The organism is Bradyrhizobium sp. HKCCYLRH3097 (genome assembly GCF_051167875.1).
In the GTDB taxonomy this organism is placed as follows: domain Bacteria; phylum Pseudomonadota; class Alphaproteobacteria; order Rhizobiales; family Xanthobacteraceae; genus Bradyrhizobium.
On sequence record NZ_JBNPTX010000008.1, the window covers coordinates 183,409 to 197,705 of the forward strand.

The 14,297-nt window shown below is 65.5% G+C and carries 10 protein-coding genes; 5 read left to right on the top strand and 5 right to left on the bottom strand.

Going from position 1 to position 14,297, the window contains the following annotated elements:
- Positions 1 to 228 precede the first annotated feature (228 nt).
- From ACQR0U_RS20725 to ACQR0U_RS20745, 5 genes are all read left to right on the top strand, one after another.
- A complete protein-coding gene (locus ACQR0U_RS20725) occupies positions 229 to 2,178 on the top strand; it encodes an AsmA family protein (RefSeq protein WP_315810648.1) in 1,950 nt (649 codons plus the stop codon).
- Between the two features lie 142 nt (positions 2,179 to 2,320).
- Positions 2,321 to 3,703 (top strand): ABC transporter substrate-binding protein, encoded by a 1,383-nt coding sequence (locus tag ACQR0U_RS20730; RefSeq protein ID WP_315717541.1) that lies wholly within the window; start codon positions 2,321 to 2,323, stop codon positions 3,701 to 3,703.
- 116 nt (positions 3,704 to 3,819) lie between these two features.
- The gene (locus ACQR0U_RS20735; protein WP_315810585.1) at positions 3,820 to 4,695 is read left to right on the top strand and encodes a carbohydrate ABC transporter permease; all 876 of its coding nucleotides are present in this window, start codon (positions 3,820 to 3,822) and stop codon (positions 4,693 to 4,695) included.
- Positions 4,692 to 5,543 (top strand): carbohydrate ABC transporter permease, encoded by an 852-nt coding sequence (locus ACQR0U_RS20740; protein ID WP_315717543.1) that lies wholly within the window; start codon positions 4,692 to 4,694, stop codon positions 5,541 to 5,543. Before ACQR0U_RS20735 ends, ACQR0U_RS20740 begins: the two co-directional genes overlap by 4 nt.
- A gap of 7 nt (positions 5,544 to 5,550) precedes the next feature.
- A complete protein-coding gene (locus tag ACQR0U_RS20745) occupies positions 5,551 to 6,537 on the top strand; it encodes an alpha/beta hydrolase family protein (protein ID WP_316226775.1) in 987 nt (328 codons plus the stop codon).
- Between the two features lie 100 nt (positions 6,538 to 6,637).
- On the opposite strand, the gene ACQR0U_RS20750 is transcribed toward ACQR0U_RS20745, so the two are convergent.
- The 5 genes from ACQR0U_RS20750 to ACQR0U_RS20770 form a co-directional block, all read right to left on the bottom strand.
- Positions 6,638 to 7,450 carry an ABC transporter permease gene (locus tag ACQR0U_RS20750; RefSeq protein ID WP_315753898.1) on the bottom strand — a complete coding sequence of 271 codons (813 nt, stop codon included), beginning with the start codon at positions 7,448 to 7,450 and terminating at the stop codon, positions 6,638 to 6,640.
- Between the two features lie 171 nt (positions 7,451 to 7,621).
- Entirely contained in the window at positions 7,622 to 8,536 is a 915-nt protein-coding gene (locus ACQR0U_RS20755; protein WP_315753900.1) for an ABC transporter permease, read from the bottom strand.
- A complete protein-coding gene (locus tag ACQR0U_RS20760) occupies positions 8,533 to 9,705 on the bottom strand; it encodes an ABC transporter ATP-binding protein (protein ID WP_315717547.1) in 1,173 nt (390 codons plus the stop codon). The genes ACQR0U_RS20755 and ACQR0U_RS20760 overlap by 4 nt, the downstream gene beginning before the upstream one ends.
- A gap of 50 nt (positions 9,706 to 9,755) precedes the next feature.
- The gene (locus ACQR0U_RS20765; protein WP_434843634.1) at positions 9,756 to 11,318 is read right to left on the bottom strand and encodes a glycerol-3-phosphate dehydrogenase; all 1,563 of its coding nucleotides are present in this window, start codon (positions 11,316 to 11,318) and stop codon (positions 9,756 to 9,758) included.
- Between the two features lie 130 nt (positions 11,319 to 11,448).
- A complete protein-coding gene (locus ACQR0U_RS20770) occupies positions 11,449 to 14,154 on the bottom strand; it encodes a sensor domain-containing protein (protein WP_434843635.1) in 2,706 nt (901 codons plus the stop codon).
- Between the last annotated feature and the right edge of the window lie 143 nt (positions 14,155 to 14,297).

Genomic DNA, 14,297 nt, shown 5'->3' on the forward strand with positions numbered 1-14,297 from the left:
GCCTTCCCAACGCGCACATCCTGCTTTAGCTGTCGCACCAGCCTGCGCCTCCGTGGCGATCCGGAGTCCGGAATATCAGGGCTCCGCCGCAATCCGGCCACACCGGCGGCGTGGCCTTGAAAGCGTCAAGAAAGCGCATCAAGTTGTTGATGTTGGCAGTGGTTTTCGGCGCACCCTGCCCATCCCGCGTAACCAGCGATCCGACGATCCCAGGACATGTCCGTGACCATGGCCCAAGGAATGAGGCGCCTCGGCACACCGATCGCGGTGCTGCTGGGCATCGCGTTCGTGGCCCTGCTGGCGAGCTCCTGGCTGGTCAATCGCGAGGCACTGCGGCAGGCGGTGGAGAGCCAGATCCGCGCCGTGACCGGGCTCGAGCTCGTCGTCAAGGGACATATCGACGTCTCCTTGTTTCCGGGCAGCTATGTCTCGTTCCACGATGTCGGCCTGAAGGGCAGCGGCACCGCGGATCCGGCCCTGCGCGTCGACGTGCTGACCGCCAATCTGCAGTTGTTGCCGCTGCTGCTGCAGCGGTTCGAAATCGCCGATGTCATGATGCTGCGGCCGCAGATCAACGTCACCCGCGAGGCCGACGGCAACAGTAACTGGACTCCCTTCATCGAGACCATCGCGCGCACGATGCGTCCGGGGCCCGACAGCCAGATGTCGTTCTCTGAGATCCGCATTCAGGACGGCATCCTGGTCTACGAGGACACCGACCACCACGCTTCCGAGCGGCTCGACGATATCGACCTGTCGCTCGCCTGGCCGTCGATCTCGCGCTCGTTCGCGGCGACCGGGCAGTTCGATTGGCGCGGCCAGCGCATCGAGGGCTCCATCAGCGTCAGCGACTTCCTGGCTGCGCTGTCGGGGGACCGGTCCGGCTTGAAGATGCGGCTCGCCAGCGCGCCGCTGAAAGTCGCCTTCGACGGCACGGTCGCGAACCGCACCAGCGCGCTGATGGAAGGCATGCTGACGGTGGATAGCCCTTCGCTCCGCGATGCGCTGCGCTGGACGGGGCAGACGCCGCTCGGCGGCGGCGGCTTCGGGCGCTTCGCCTTGCGCGCCCGCGCCAACGTGGTCGGCGCCTCGATCGCCCTCACCAATGTCAACGTCGAACTCGACGGCAACACCGCCGAAGGCGTGATGACCTACGCCAATAACGGCCGGCAGACGCTGCAGGCGACGCTGGCGGCCGACGCGCTCGACTTCACCCCCTACATCTCGACGGTCCGGCTGCTGGCCAATGGGGCCCGCGACTGGAATCGGCAACTCTTCGACCTCAAGGCCTTGTCCACCACTGACCTCGACATGCGGCTATCGGCCGCAAAGGTCACGGTCGGCTCCTCGAAAATCGGACGCACGGCCTTCGGCGCCAACCTGCGCAACGGCGTGCTCGCCCTCTCGGTCGGCGAGGCTCAGATGTATGGCGGCATCGTGCGCGGCTCGTTCGGAATCGCCCGTGCCGACACCGTGGCGGACGTGAAGGCTGAGCTGCAATTCAACGATGTCGATCTTCAGGCCTGCGCGAACGAGATGTTCGGCGTGTCGTCGCTGTCGGGACGCGGCAATCTCAACGTCTCGCTGACGGCTTCGGGCTCGAGCCCGTTCGGGCTCGCCCAGTCGCTCGACGGCAGCGCCAACCTGCAGGGCCGCGATGGCGCGATCTCCGGCTTCAACGTCGAGCAGCTCCTGAAGCGCCTCGAGCGCAGCCCGCTGTCGCGCGGCGGCAATTTCCGCTCCGGTTCGACGCCTTACGATTCGCTGACGATCGCGGTCAAGTTCTCCGAGGGTATCGCGACCGCAGAGGACATCCGCGTCGAGAGCCCGACCGCGCGCATCACGATGACCGGTACGGCCTCGGTGCCGACACGGGAATACGATTTCAAGGGCGTCGCGAGCCTGCTGTCGTCCGGCAACGGCAGCAACGGCTTCGAACTGCCTTTCGTCGTCCAGGGCCCCTGGGAAGATCCACTGATCTTTCCCGATCCGGAAAGCCTGATCCGCCGCGCTCCGGCCGCCGCCCCTCTGCTCGATGCGGTCAAGGACCGCAAGACGAGGGATGCGGTGCGCTCGGTGTTGGAACGATTCACCGGCGGCGGATTGCGCCCGGCGCAGCCAGACACTGCGCCGCAGGCTGACGCCCCGACGGGCGACCCTCCCACCAAGCAGAACTGACCGACGCGGCTTGCTTCGCGTGCCGATACGCGGCCGCCGTCACGACCTATGTCTGATATATTACTTCTGGATCACGTCGGGTCCCTGGGCTAGTGTCCGGCCGCAACCGATCAAGCAAGATCGGCGGATCAGGGAGAGACACGTGAAATCCAGGGGAATGGGTGCGCTTTCGATCGCAGTCGCAGCCGCCGGGCTTTTTTGCGCTGCAGCACCAGCCATCGCTCAGGACACCATCACGATCTGGTGGAGCAAGGGCTTCTACAAGTCCGAGGACGATGCGCTGCTCAACGTCGTCAAGAAGTTCGAGGCCAAGACCGGCATCAAGGTCGAGCTGTCGCAATACGCGATCCAGGACATGATTCCGAAGACGGTCGCCGCGCTCGATTCGGGCACCGTGCCCGACGTGGCCTATGCCGACACCTACGACGTTCAGGCCCAGGGCAAGTGGGCCTACGAAGGCAAGCTCGAGGATCTCACCGACATCCTGGAGCCGATGAAGTCGGCGTTCGCTCCGAACACGCTCGAGACCGCCTACCTCTACAACAACGTCACCAAGAAGAAGGCCTATTACGGCTTCCCGCTGAAGCAACAGAGCATGCACGTCCAGATCTGGGGCGACCTGCTGAGCAAGGCCGGCTTCAAGCAGAGCGACATCCCCACCAAGTGGGAAGACTACTGGACGTTCTGGTGCGACAAGGTGCAGCCGGCGGTCCGCAAGGCCACCGGCCAGCGCATGTATGGCGTCGGTCAGCCGATGGGCGTGGAATCCACCGACTCGTTCCAGTCGTTCTACACCTTCATGGACGCCTACAACGTCAAGCTGGTCGACGACGACGGCAAGCTGCTGGTCGACGACCCCAAGGTGCGCGACGGCCTCGTCAAGGCGATGAAGGATTATACCGACACCTACATCAAGGGCTGCACGCCGCCCTCGTCCACGACCTGGAAGGATCCGGACAACAACGTCGCGTTCCACAACAAGACGATCGTGATGACCCACAATTTCACGATCTCGATCGCGGCCAAGTGGTTCGAGGACTCCACCAACCCGGCGCTGACGCCCGAGCAGCGCGCGGCCGGCAAGAAGGCCTATGAGGAGGACATCATCACCGCGTCCTTCCCCAACAAGCCGGACGGCACGCCGATCAAGTACCGCTCCGACGTCAAGACCGGACTGATCTTCGCCAATGCTCCTCACAAGGCGCAGGCCAAGGAATTCATCAAGTTCCTGATGCAGGAGGAGAACCTCGGCCCCTACATCGAGGGCGCGCTGGGCCGCTGGTTCCCGGTGACGACCGCAGGCCAGAAGAGCCCGTTCTGGCAGGCCGACCGCCATCGCAAAGCCGTGTACACCCAGTTCACCGGCGGCACGACGCCGTTCGACTTCACCAAGAACTACAAGTTCACGATCCTCAACAATGAGAACGTCTGGGCGAAGGCGATGAACCGCGTGGTCAGCGAGAAGGTGCCGGTCGAGAAGGCCGTCGACGAGCTGATCGCGCGGCTGAAGGAGGTCGCCGGCTAGTCTCTCGCCTCGCGAGGCACCAGCTCGAGATCCTGACAACGACAACAAAACCCGGCCGCAGCGCATGCGGCCGGGATGGCTTATAGGCGGGAAGAGACGACCCGGGAAAAACGACCATGGCGATCACGCTCTCAGCTTCCGATTCCGCACTCGCGGAGGCGCCGCGCCCGGTGCTGCTCACACCGTCACAGGTGTGGGGCATCGTCATGCTTGCCCCCTATCTGCTCGTCTTCCTCGCCTTCGTCGTCTATCCCGTCGGCTACGGCCTGTGGCTCGCCCGGGAGCCGGCCAGCTATGTCGCGCTGTATAACGACCCCATCTTCGCGCGCGCCGCCGTCAACACGCTGATCTTCCTTGTGGTCGGCATCAATCTGAAGATGGTGATCGCACTGTTCCTGTCCGGCTTCTTCATTCAGCAGCGCGGCTGGATCAAATGGCTGTCGGTCATCTTCATCCTGCCCTGGGCGGTGCCTTCGATCCCGACCATCCTGTCGGTGCGCTTCATGCTCAATCCCGAATGGGGCGTGGTGAACCAGCTGATCTTCAAGTTCACCGGCGAAGATGGCCCCAACTGGCTGAACGATCCGACGGTCGCGCTGTCGATGGCGATCGGCATGCACATCTGGAAATCGCTGCCGTTCTGGACCCTGATCCTGATGACCGGGCGGCTTGCGATCTCGCAGGACCTGTTCGAGGCCGCCGAGGTCGACGGCGCCACCTGGTGGCAGAAGTTCCGCTTCATCACCTGGCCGTCGATGCAGACGCTCTACATCACCTGCACGCTGCTCTCGATGATCTGGACGCTCGGCGACTTCAACAGCGTCTATCTCCTGACCGGCGGCGGTCCCGCCGATCTCACCCACGTGCTGGCGACGCTCGGCATCCGCTATCTCCGGCTCGATCAGCTCAGCCTCGCGATGGCCTCGATCGTCTGCGCGATGCCGCTGGTGCTCCCCCTGGTCTATTTCATGATGAAGCGGTTGTCGCGATGAAGCTCCCCACCCTGCGCGAAGTCGGCACCGAGGCCCGGCTGCTGCTGATCGGCATCCCCGTCTTCATCTGGACGATGATCCCGATCTACCACATGTTCCTGTTCGCGATCTCGCCGAAGGAGGACGCGTTCTCGGGCAAGCTGTGGCCGGACCATCCGACGCTGCACAATTTCTCGATCGTGTTCCACCAGCAGCATTACTTCCTGCGCGATTTCTGGATCCAGTTCGGCAACTCCGTCATCATTGCCGCCGCCGTCGGCGCGCTGACCCTGGTGATCGCGACTTGCGCGGCTTACGCCATCTCGCGCCTGCGCGTGCCCGGCAGCCGGGTGGTGATGAACCTCGCGCTGTTCACCTATTTCATCCCGGCGGCGTTCCTCGCGGTGCCGATGTATCGCACCATGGGCAAATACGGCCTGCTCAACAACGACTGGTCGCTGATCCTGGCGATGGTGACGATTGCCTCGCCCTACGCGATCTGGGTGCTGAAACAGGCCTCCGACAAGCTGCCGGTCGAGCTGGACGAGGCCGCCGTCATGGATGGCGCCAGCCCGCTGCAGATCTTCCGCCTCGTCTATGTGCCGCTGATGATGCCCTCGCTGGTCGCGATCGGAACCTATGCGGTGCTGCTGGCCTGGAACGAGTACCTCTACGCGTTCCTCCTGCTGTCGAACGACAAGGATATCACGCTGCCCGTGGCGCTCGGCAACTTCCTGGCCGCCGACGATTCGCCGTGGGAGCTCCTGATGACCACCGGCTTCATCTACGCGCTGCCGCCCGCGGCGGTCTATTATGCCTTCAAGCGCTACATGGTGGGCGGCCTGACCGCCGGCGCCGTGAAGTCGTGACGGAGCGATGAGGGTCGGATTTCGTCAGGGACGGTTCGCCGACGCTTCGCGGCCGAACTGGGACGACGACGGGCCGCGGCCCATCGACTGGTTCGCCTGGTATCCGGCCGCGGATAGCGCGATCGAAGCAGCGCTTCCGGTCGCCCCATGGCCGCAAGGATGGTTCGAGGCGGGACCTGCGGCGCTGGATGCGCCGCTCGGTCCCAACGGGACTTGCCCGCTCGTCGTGTATTCGCATGGCACCGGCTGCAACGGCCTGCAGTTCGAATGGCTGGCGCGCGAGCTGGCGTCCCGCGGCTTTGTCGCGGTCGCCGTCAATCATCATGGCAACAGCAACGCTGAACCCTACCGGGCAGAGGGCTTCCTCTGCTCATGGGAACGCCCGCGCGACGTGTCCTCGCTGATCGACCACATCGCCGCTCATCCCGATTTCGAAGGCCGTATCAACCCCGACCGCATCTACGCCGTCGGCTATTCGCTCGGCGGCGTCACCGCCACCGCCTTGCTCGGCGCCATCATGCTCCGCTCGCCGTTCGAGCCGGGCGCCAATCTGGGCCGCGGACCGCGCGAGTTTCCCGATCTCGTCGATCATCTGCCGCGGCTGATGGAGAAGAGCCAGATCTTCCGCGACTCCTGGGGGCGGATGTCGGCCTCCTATCGCGATCCCCGCATCAAGGCCGCGCTGCTGCTGGCGCCGGGCCGATCGGTGCAGGGCTTCTCCGACGAGAGCGTCGCCGCGATCAGCGTACCCGCACGCATCATGGTCGGCGGTGGGGACGCCCTGCTGCCATCCGCGCGCTGGCTGCATGAGCGGCTCAGCGGCAGCACCTTTGATGTCGTTGCCGACGAGGCCGGCCACTATGTGTTCCTGCCGAAGAGCACCGCGCTCGGACGCAGCGCCGACCCGGCGTGCTGCGTCGATCCGCCGTCGGTCGACCGCGGCGCGATCCACCGCACGGTTGTGGCCGCCGCGTTGCGGCTGTTCGAGGCCTGAGCGACGCTGCCGCAGCATTCTCCGTCATTTTGAGCGTAGCAAAGCAATCCAGAGTCCTGGCGCGGCCCGGATTGCTTCGCTACGCTCGCAATGACGACCTCTATAATGGCGCAGCGCTCTCGCCGCGATCACTCGACAGCTTCGAAGCTAACGACGCCACGACGATCACCACGGCAATCAGCCCGATCACCAGCGTGCAGATCGCGTTGATCTCCGGCTTCACCCCGAGCCGTACTTCCGAATAGATCCGGATCGGCAATGTCGCCGAGCCCGGGCCGGTGGTGAAGCTCGCGATCACGAGATCGTCGAGCGACAGCGTGAAGGCGAGCATCCAGCCGGCGACCACCGCCGGGGCGATCAATGGCAAGGTGACCATCACGAACGCGCGCAAGGGATCGCAGCCGAGGTCCATCGCGGCTTCCTCCAGGCTGCGGTCGAGCGAGACCAGCCGCGACTGTACGATCACCGCAACGAAGCACATCGTGAGGGTCGTGTGGGCGAGCGTCACCGTCCAGAAGCCGCGCTCGGCCTCCAGCGCCACGAACAGCAGCAGCAGCGACAGGCCGGTGATCACCTCGGGCATCACCAGCGGCGCATACAGCATGCCGGAGAACAGCATGCGGCCGCGAAATCCCTGGCCGCGCGACAGCGCCACCGCGGCAAGGGTGCCGAGCAAGGTCGCCACCGTCGCCGAGGTGGCGCCGACGCGCAGGCTCATCCAGGCTGCATCGATCATCGCGCGGTCGTTGAAGAACTCGTGATACCAGCGCAGCGACCAGCCGCCCCAGACCGTGACCAGCCGCGAGGCGTTGAACGAATAGATCACCAGGATCAGGATCGGGAGGTAAAGAAAGGCGAGCCCAAGCGTCAGCGAGGCGACGTTGAAGCGCGACAGGCGGGAGGGATTAGGCACGATCTCCTCCTCCCTCAATCCCAGTGAAACCCTCTCCGTTCCCTCCCCCCTTGTGGGGGAGGGTCAGGGAGGGGGGCACCCAGCAAAGACCGCCGATGCGGACCCCCACCCCCAACCCCTCTCCGCAAGGGGGAGGGGAGCGAGAGAACGTGCCTTGCTGTACGCCATCCATCACCTGCTCTCCTCCAACTGCCGGCGCTGCAGCCGGTCGTAGAGCAGAAGCGGAAGCAACAGCACGACCAAGAGGACCACGGCGATGCTGGAGGCCACCGGCCAGTCCTTGTTGGTGAAGAATTCAAGCCACAGCGTCTGGCCGATCATCAGCGATTTCGAGCCGGCGAGCAGATCGGGAATGACGAACTCGCCGACGATCGGAATGAAGCACAGCAGCGCGCCGGCGCCGACACCCGGCAGCGACAGCGGAAACGTCACCAGCCAGAAGGTCTGGCGCGGCGAGGCGCCGAGATCGGCGGCGGCCTCTTCCAGGGCCGGCTCCAGCTTCGTCAGCGTCGCAAACAGCGGCAGGATCATGAAGGGCAGATAGGAATAGACGATCCCGACATACATCGCGCTGTCCGTCGACAGCCACACCACCGGCGCGGACACCAGATGCAGCGCGAGCAGGATCTGGTTCAACAGGCCGTCATGCTGCAGGATGTTGACCCAGGCATAGATGCGAATCAGGAACGAGGTCCAGAACGGGACGATGACCAGCATCATCGCGATGCCCTGCCAACGCCTGGGCAGCCGCGCCATGCCATAGGCGATCGGGTAGCCGATCAGGAGCAGGATCGCGGTCGACGTCGCCGCGACGACGACGCTGCGCAGATAGGACGCGAGATACAGATCGTCCGACAGCAGCAGACGGAAATTGTCGAGCGACAGCGCCGCAAATGCATCCCGAAGCGACGACAAACCATCAGCCAGCGAGAACACCGGCGTATAGGGGGGCTGCGCGATCGCAGTCTGCGACAGGCTGATCTTGGCGACGAAGGCGAACGGCACCAGGAAGAACAGCACCATCCAGACGTAAGGCGCGATCGCCGCAAATCGCGCCGGACGCGAGAAGATGCGGCGCGCGCTCATCGCTCCAGCACCACGCAATCATCGGGCGTGAACCAGGCCACGACGCGCTGGTTCAGCCCATAGCCGTCGGCGTCGAGCCGGGCCGTGTTGGCTTGCGACGCGTGCAGGACAGCGCCGCCGTCGAGCTTGATCTTGTACACGGTCTTGCCGCCGAGATAGCTCGCATCGGAAATGGCGCCCTCGACACAGTTGATCGCTGCGGCATCAGCCGCCGGCCGGCGAAGCGCGAGGCGGATCTTCTCGGGACGGATCGCGACTGCGACCTTGCTCTCGCTGATCGGAGTGACGGGTTGCGCCGCGGCGAGCTCGCCGGCAGCGGCGGTCGTGATCCGGAGCCGGTGCGACTCACGCGCGGTCACCTCGCCCTCGAACAGGTTGATGTCGCCGACGAACTCCGCGACCCACCGCGACACGGGCTCTTCATACAGGCGGCGCGGTGCAGCGACCTGCTCGAGCCTTCCCGCGTTCATTACCCCGATCCGGCTCGCCACCGTCATCGCCTCCTCCTGGTCGTGGGTGACGATGATGAAGGTCATGCCGAGCTTGCGCTGCAGCTCCATCAGCTCGAACTGCGTGCTCTCGCGCAGCTTCTTGTCGAGCGCCGCCATCGGCTCATCGAGCAGCAGCACCTTCGGCCGGCGCGCCAGCGAGCGTGCCAGCGCGACGCGCTGCTTCTGTCCCCCGGACAGTTGATCGGGCTTGCGCTTCTCCAGGCCTTCGAGCCGGACCAGCGCCACCATCTCCGCGACGCGGGTGGCGATCTCGGCGCGCGGCATGCCGGCGCGCTTCAGGCCGAAGGCGATGTTGTCGCGCACGTTCAGATGCGGGAACAGCGCGTAGTTCTGGAACATCATGTTGACGGGCCGCTGATGCGGCAGCACCTGCGCGATCTCCTCGCCCGATAGCAGGATGCGCCCTTCATCCGGCGTCTCGAAGCCGGCCAGCATGCGCAGCAAGGTCGTCTTGCCGCAGCCGCTGGGGCCGAGCAGCGCGAAGAACTCGCCGGCTCGGATGTCGAGCGAGACGCCGTCGACGGCGCGGAAGCTGCCGAAAGTCTTGACGACGTTCTCGATCCGCAGGATCGGCGGCTGAGGATCGGGGCGCGGTTCCGGCAGTGGTGATGCCGCCGGCTCCTCGGCGGGCGCTGGATTTGCGATGTCGTCAGCCATGTCCTGATCAAATCACCCTGCCCGGCCACAACGCCCGGCCGGTCGGCAAGCTAGCCGCCCATGGATTGCAGCTCAACCGCACGGGCCGGACTATCCCCGCTCGCGTCAGCGGCCTGCGGCGAGCCCCGGCCACAGGCGACCGTCGCCATGAACGCGGCGAGCGCATCGCGTTCGGCAGCGGGAAGCGTCAGGCCCAGCTTGGTCCGCCGCCATAGAACGTCGTCGGGAAACCGCGCCCATTCGCGCGTCATGAGGTAGCGGACCTCCGCCTCCGTCAGCTTCGGCCCGAACGCCTGTCCGAGATCGGCCCGGCATCTCGCCCCGCCGAGGATGTCCGCCAGCCGGGTGCCATAGGCGCCGACCAGCCGCCGGGCCTCGGCTTCGCCGAGAAAGCGCCAGCGCTCCCGTGCGTCGTCGACGAGATCCTCGAACCGATCCCAGGCGAAATCGCCACCCGGAAGCGGCGCGCTCGCAGTCCAGCGCGGCGACATCGGGTAGAAGCGCGCAAGCCGCGAGACCGCCCGCTCGGCCCGGTACCGGGCTGTCGTGACATCGCCGCCGCACATGGTCAGGAGCGGCGCCTTGGCGGGCTCCTTGGCGCGGCCGGCATCAAGGCTCACGATCGTTTCCAATTCCCCGCTGTCGGCAGCACGCAGCACCATCATGTTGGCGCCGGACACGCTCCGGACCACATCCGCGGGCTGGACGTCCGAGCGGAAATAGCGGTTCGCCGCCTTGCAGAGATAGGCCACGTCTGCCGCCGGCACCGCCACCACGGCTGTGTCGCCCTTGAAGCCGTGGGCCACCGTGCCGATCAGGGTGAAATCTTGCTCGTAGGGCTGGGCAAAGATCAGCCTTCCATCCGAATTCTGAAACACGTAGACCGCTTCGACATCGAACAGCCGCGGCACGATGATCTGGCTGACCTGCCGCGCGGTGACCCGCGGCGGCGGCTGACGCAGCACGGTTTCCGCCGTCGAGACGCTCCACGCGCCGGTGGCGTTGGCGAGCGCGCGCGAGGTGACGATGCGGCGATGGCCGCGGTCGATGATGGCGAGCCGCCATAGATGGTCACGGTCGGCTCGCACGCAGCGGGCGCCGGTGCGGATCTCTGCGCCGCGCTCGGCGGCATCCATCGCGGTCAGAACCACCAGGCGGGAATCGTCGACCACGCAGTCGGAATAGTCGAACGCCGTCCCGATCGGACGCTTCAGGGCATCGCCGATCGGATGATGCGTGACGTCGAGCACCGACGCGGCCGGCAGCCGGTTGCGCGTAGCGAGGCGATCGTAGAGCCAGAGCCCTGCGCGCAGCTGCCATGGCGGCCGCTCATTGGCGTGAGCCGGAATCGCAAAGCGGATCGGCCGCACCAGATGCGGCGCGACCGTGAGCCAGACGTCGCGCTCGGCGAGCGCGCGGCGCACGCGCAGAAAGCCGCGGCGCTCCAGCGCCGCGAGGTCCCCGTGCACCAGCCGCGACGTGGCCGACGAGGCGGCGCCGCCAAGATCGCCCTGCTCGATCAGGATCACGCGCAAGCCGCGGCCGGCCGCATCGCGTGCCAGGCTGACGCCGTTCAGACCGCCGCCGATGATCGCAAGATCGTAGTCCGCCATACGCAAGGTCTTCGAGCGTGCCAGGGCGAATGATCGTAGACCGGCGGAAATGATTCTCGTAGCGGCCGAGCTGTCGTGCGCGCGGATAAATTCGCGCTGTTGCGCAACAGCCTCTGACCGGCGTGCCTGGTCAGCCCGTCTTGCGAACGGACGCGACGTCGTCGTCGTGAGCGCGACCGACAATGCCGTCGTATTTGTTGATCGGCAGGGGCTTGCCGAGCAGATAGCCCTGAACCGAGTCGCAGCCCTGCTCGGCGAGGAAGCCAAGCTGCTCGGGCGTCTCGACGCCTTCCGCCACGATCGACATGTTCATGCCGTGACCCAGACCGATGACCGCACGAATGATCGCCGCCGATTGCGGATTGCGGCCGATGTTCATGACGAAGGCGCGGTCGATCTTGATCTTGTCGAACGGGAATGCCTGCAGGTAGCTCAGCGACGAGTAGCCGCTGCCGAAATCGTCCATCGAGACGCGAACGCCGAGCGCCTTCAGCCGGCGCAGCAGCGCGACACCGCGATCGAAATCCTCGATCAGCACACCCTCGGTGATCTCGAGCTCGAGCCTGCCGGGTGCGAGCCCCGTCTCGATCAGGATCGAGTGGACCAGCGCAACGAGGTCGCCATGGACGAACTGGGCCGGGGATAGGTTGACCGCGACCTGCAGCGGCTTGGGCCACGACGCCGCCTCGCGGCAGGCCTCGCGCAGGATCCACTCGCCCATCTCGACGATGAGGCCGCTCTCTTCCGCGAGCGGAATGAAGTCGCTCGGCGGCACGAAACCCCGGACCGGGTGCTGCCAGCGCGCCAGCGCCTCGAAGCCGATGATCTCGCTGGCGTCGACCGTGCGGCCGGAGACGGCCTGCGGCTGGAAGTACAGCGACAGTTCGCCATGCTTGATCGCGACAGACAGCTCCTGATGCAGAACGCGGCGGTCGCGAATCTGCTGATCCATTTCAGGCTCGTAGAAGGTGATGCTGCCGCGCGATTTGGCCTTGGCGCGGAACAGAGCGGCACCCGCATTGGCGAGCAGCGACGCCGGATCCGAACCATTGTGCGGGAACACCGAGATGCCCGTCGTCAGCGCGGTGCGGATCGACTTGCCCTCGATCTGGAAGTCCACCGCGATCGCCGCCGCCAATTGCTCGGCCAGCGCCCTGCCCGTTTCCGGTTGCTTGCCGTCGATGATCAGCCCGAACTCATCGCCGGAGAGCCGCGCGACCACCCCGCCCCGGGCAACTGCATGGACGCGACGGGCGACCTCGATCAACAGCTTGTCGCCGATGGCGTGGCCGAAGACGTCGTTGACGTCCTTCAGGCCCTTGAGATCGACGTTCAGGACCGCGAACTCCTCGTCCGTATCCGCGCAGGCCTCGATCATCTGGCTCAGGGCCTGCAGGAACGCGGCGCGGTTCGGCAGATCGGTCAGGCCGTCGTGATAGGCCATGTGCGCCATCCGCGATTCGGTCTGGCGCCGGTCGGTGACGTCCTCATAGGTCTTGATCAGATATTGCGGCTCGCCGGTCTCGCCCAGCACGGTTGCCCGCCGGGTCAGGAACAGCCGCAGGCCGTCCTTGGTCGAGATCGGATGTTCCTCGGTCAGAAGGCCGCGCTTCTTGATGGCGGCTTCGTCGCGCGCCGTGATCAGTCTGGCCTCGCGCGGATTGAAGATGTCGGCGGTGGTCAGGCCCGTGGCGTCCTCGCGCTTGCGGTTGAGGATGATCTCGGCGCTGCGGTTGGCGAGCAGATAACGGCCGTCGCTGACGCTCTCGACGATGAGCGAAACCGGAATGTTGTCGACAACCAGTTCCAGGAACTTCTTGCTGTTCTCCAGCTCGCGGCTCAGCGATCGCCGCTCCGTGGCATCGTCGAACAGCGCGATGAGGAATTGCGGTTCGTTCTTGTCGTTGCGTGCAACGACCCGGTGGGCGTCCAGGATGCGCTTCTCGTCACCGCGTTGAACCACGAGTTCGCTGCAATAGGTGGTGCCAGGCGCCAGCATCGCTTCGCGATCGGCCGCCGCGATGTCGGCCGCGGTCTCCTCGCCGAACAGGTCGCTCGGGCACCGTCCGATGATCTGATCCCGCGGCACCTGCGCGAACTGCTCGAACGCCCGGTTGGCGAAGATGTAGCGACCGTCCTCGATGTTCTTGGCGGCGACGCAGACGGGAACCTGATCGACCACCGATTCCAGGAACTGCTTGGTCGAGGCGAGCTCGCGCTCCAGCCGGTGCTGCACCGTACAGTCTTCATGGATGCCGATCGATCCTCCGGTGGGAAGACGGAAAATCTGGGCACGCACCACACGTCCGTCGGGCAGTTCGGTCAGGCACCCATCCGGAGCCCGCGCCTGGCGAGCATAGTCCTCGACCGTCAGATTGAGCAGGCCACGCTGCCGCCGCAACTCGACCAGATCCCGGCCGGTGCAACCGGGCGGAATGTCGGCCCGGCTCATGCCGTAGATCTCGAGAAAGCGATGGTTGTAGAAGACGACGCGGTTGGCGGCGTCCGTCAGCATCAGCCCCTGGCTCAGATTGTTGAGCGCGGAGCTGATGAAAACATTGCGCCGCAGTTGTGCTCGCTTGGCGCGCCGCAAGGCCGAATGGATCCAGATCACGACCGACGCGAGGAAGGCGCAGACGACAACGCCGGCGATCAACACCTTCCAGAGCACGTCCGGCTCGATGGTGGCCAGGTAGCCGGAGGGCGAGAAATCGGAGGAAGCGGCCCAGGCTCGGGTCGGCGCAGCCGCCCACGCTGCCATGGCGGCCACCGAGGCCGCAACGACACGCGCAGAAAACGCGTTTCGGTCGCTCGCCTGCCAATTCTTGCCAGCCATCAATCACCCGCGGTATTCGGCGACAGTATCTGGCTTCACCTATTGGGATCGGGTAAACGGGTTCTGCAAACTTCGAAAAAGACGAAGCAAATTTGGTCAATGGCGCCTTATGATGAATGGTTTGCTAAGGGCCCTCGCACTCC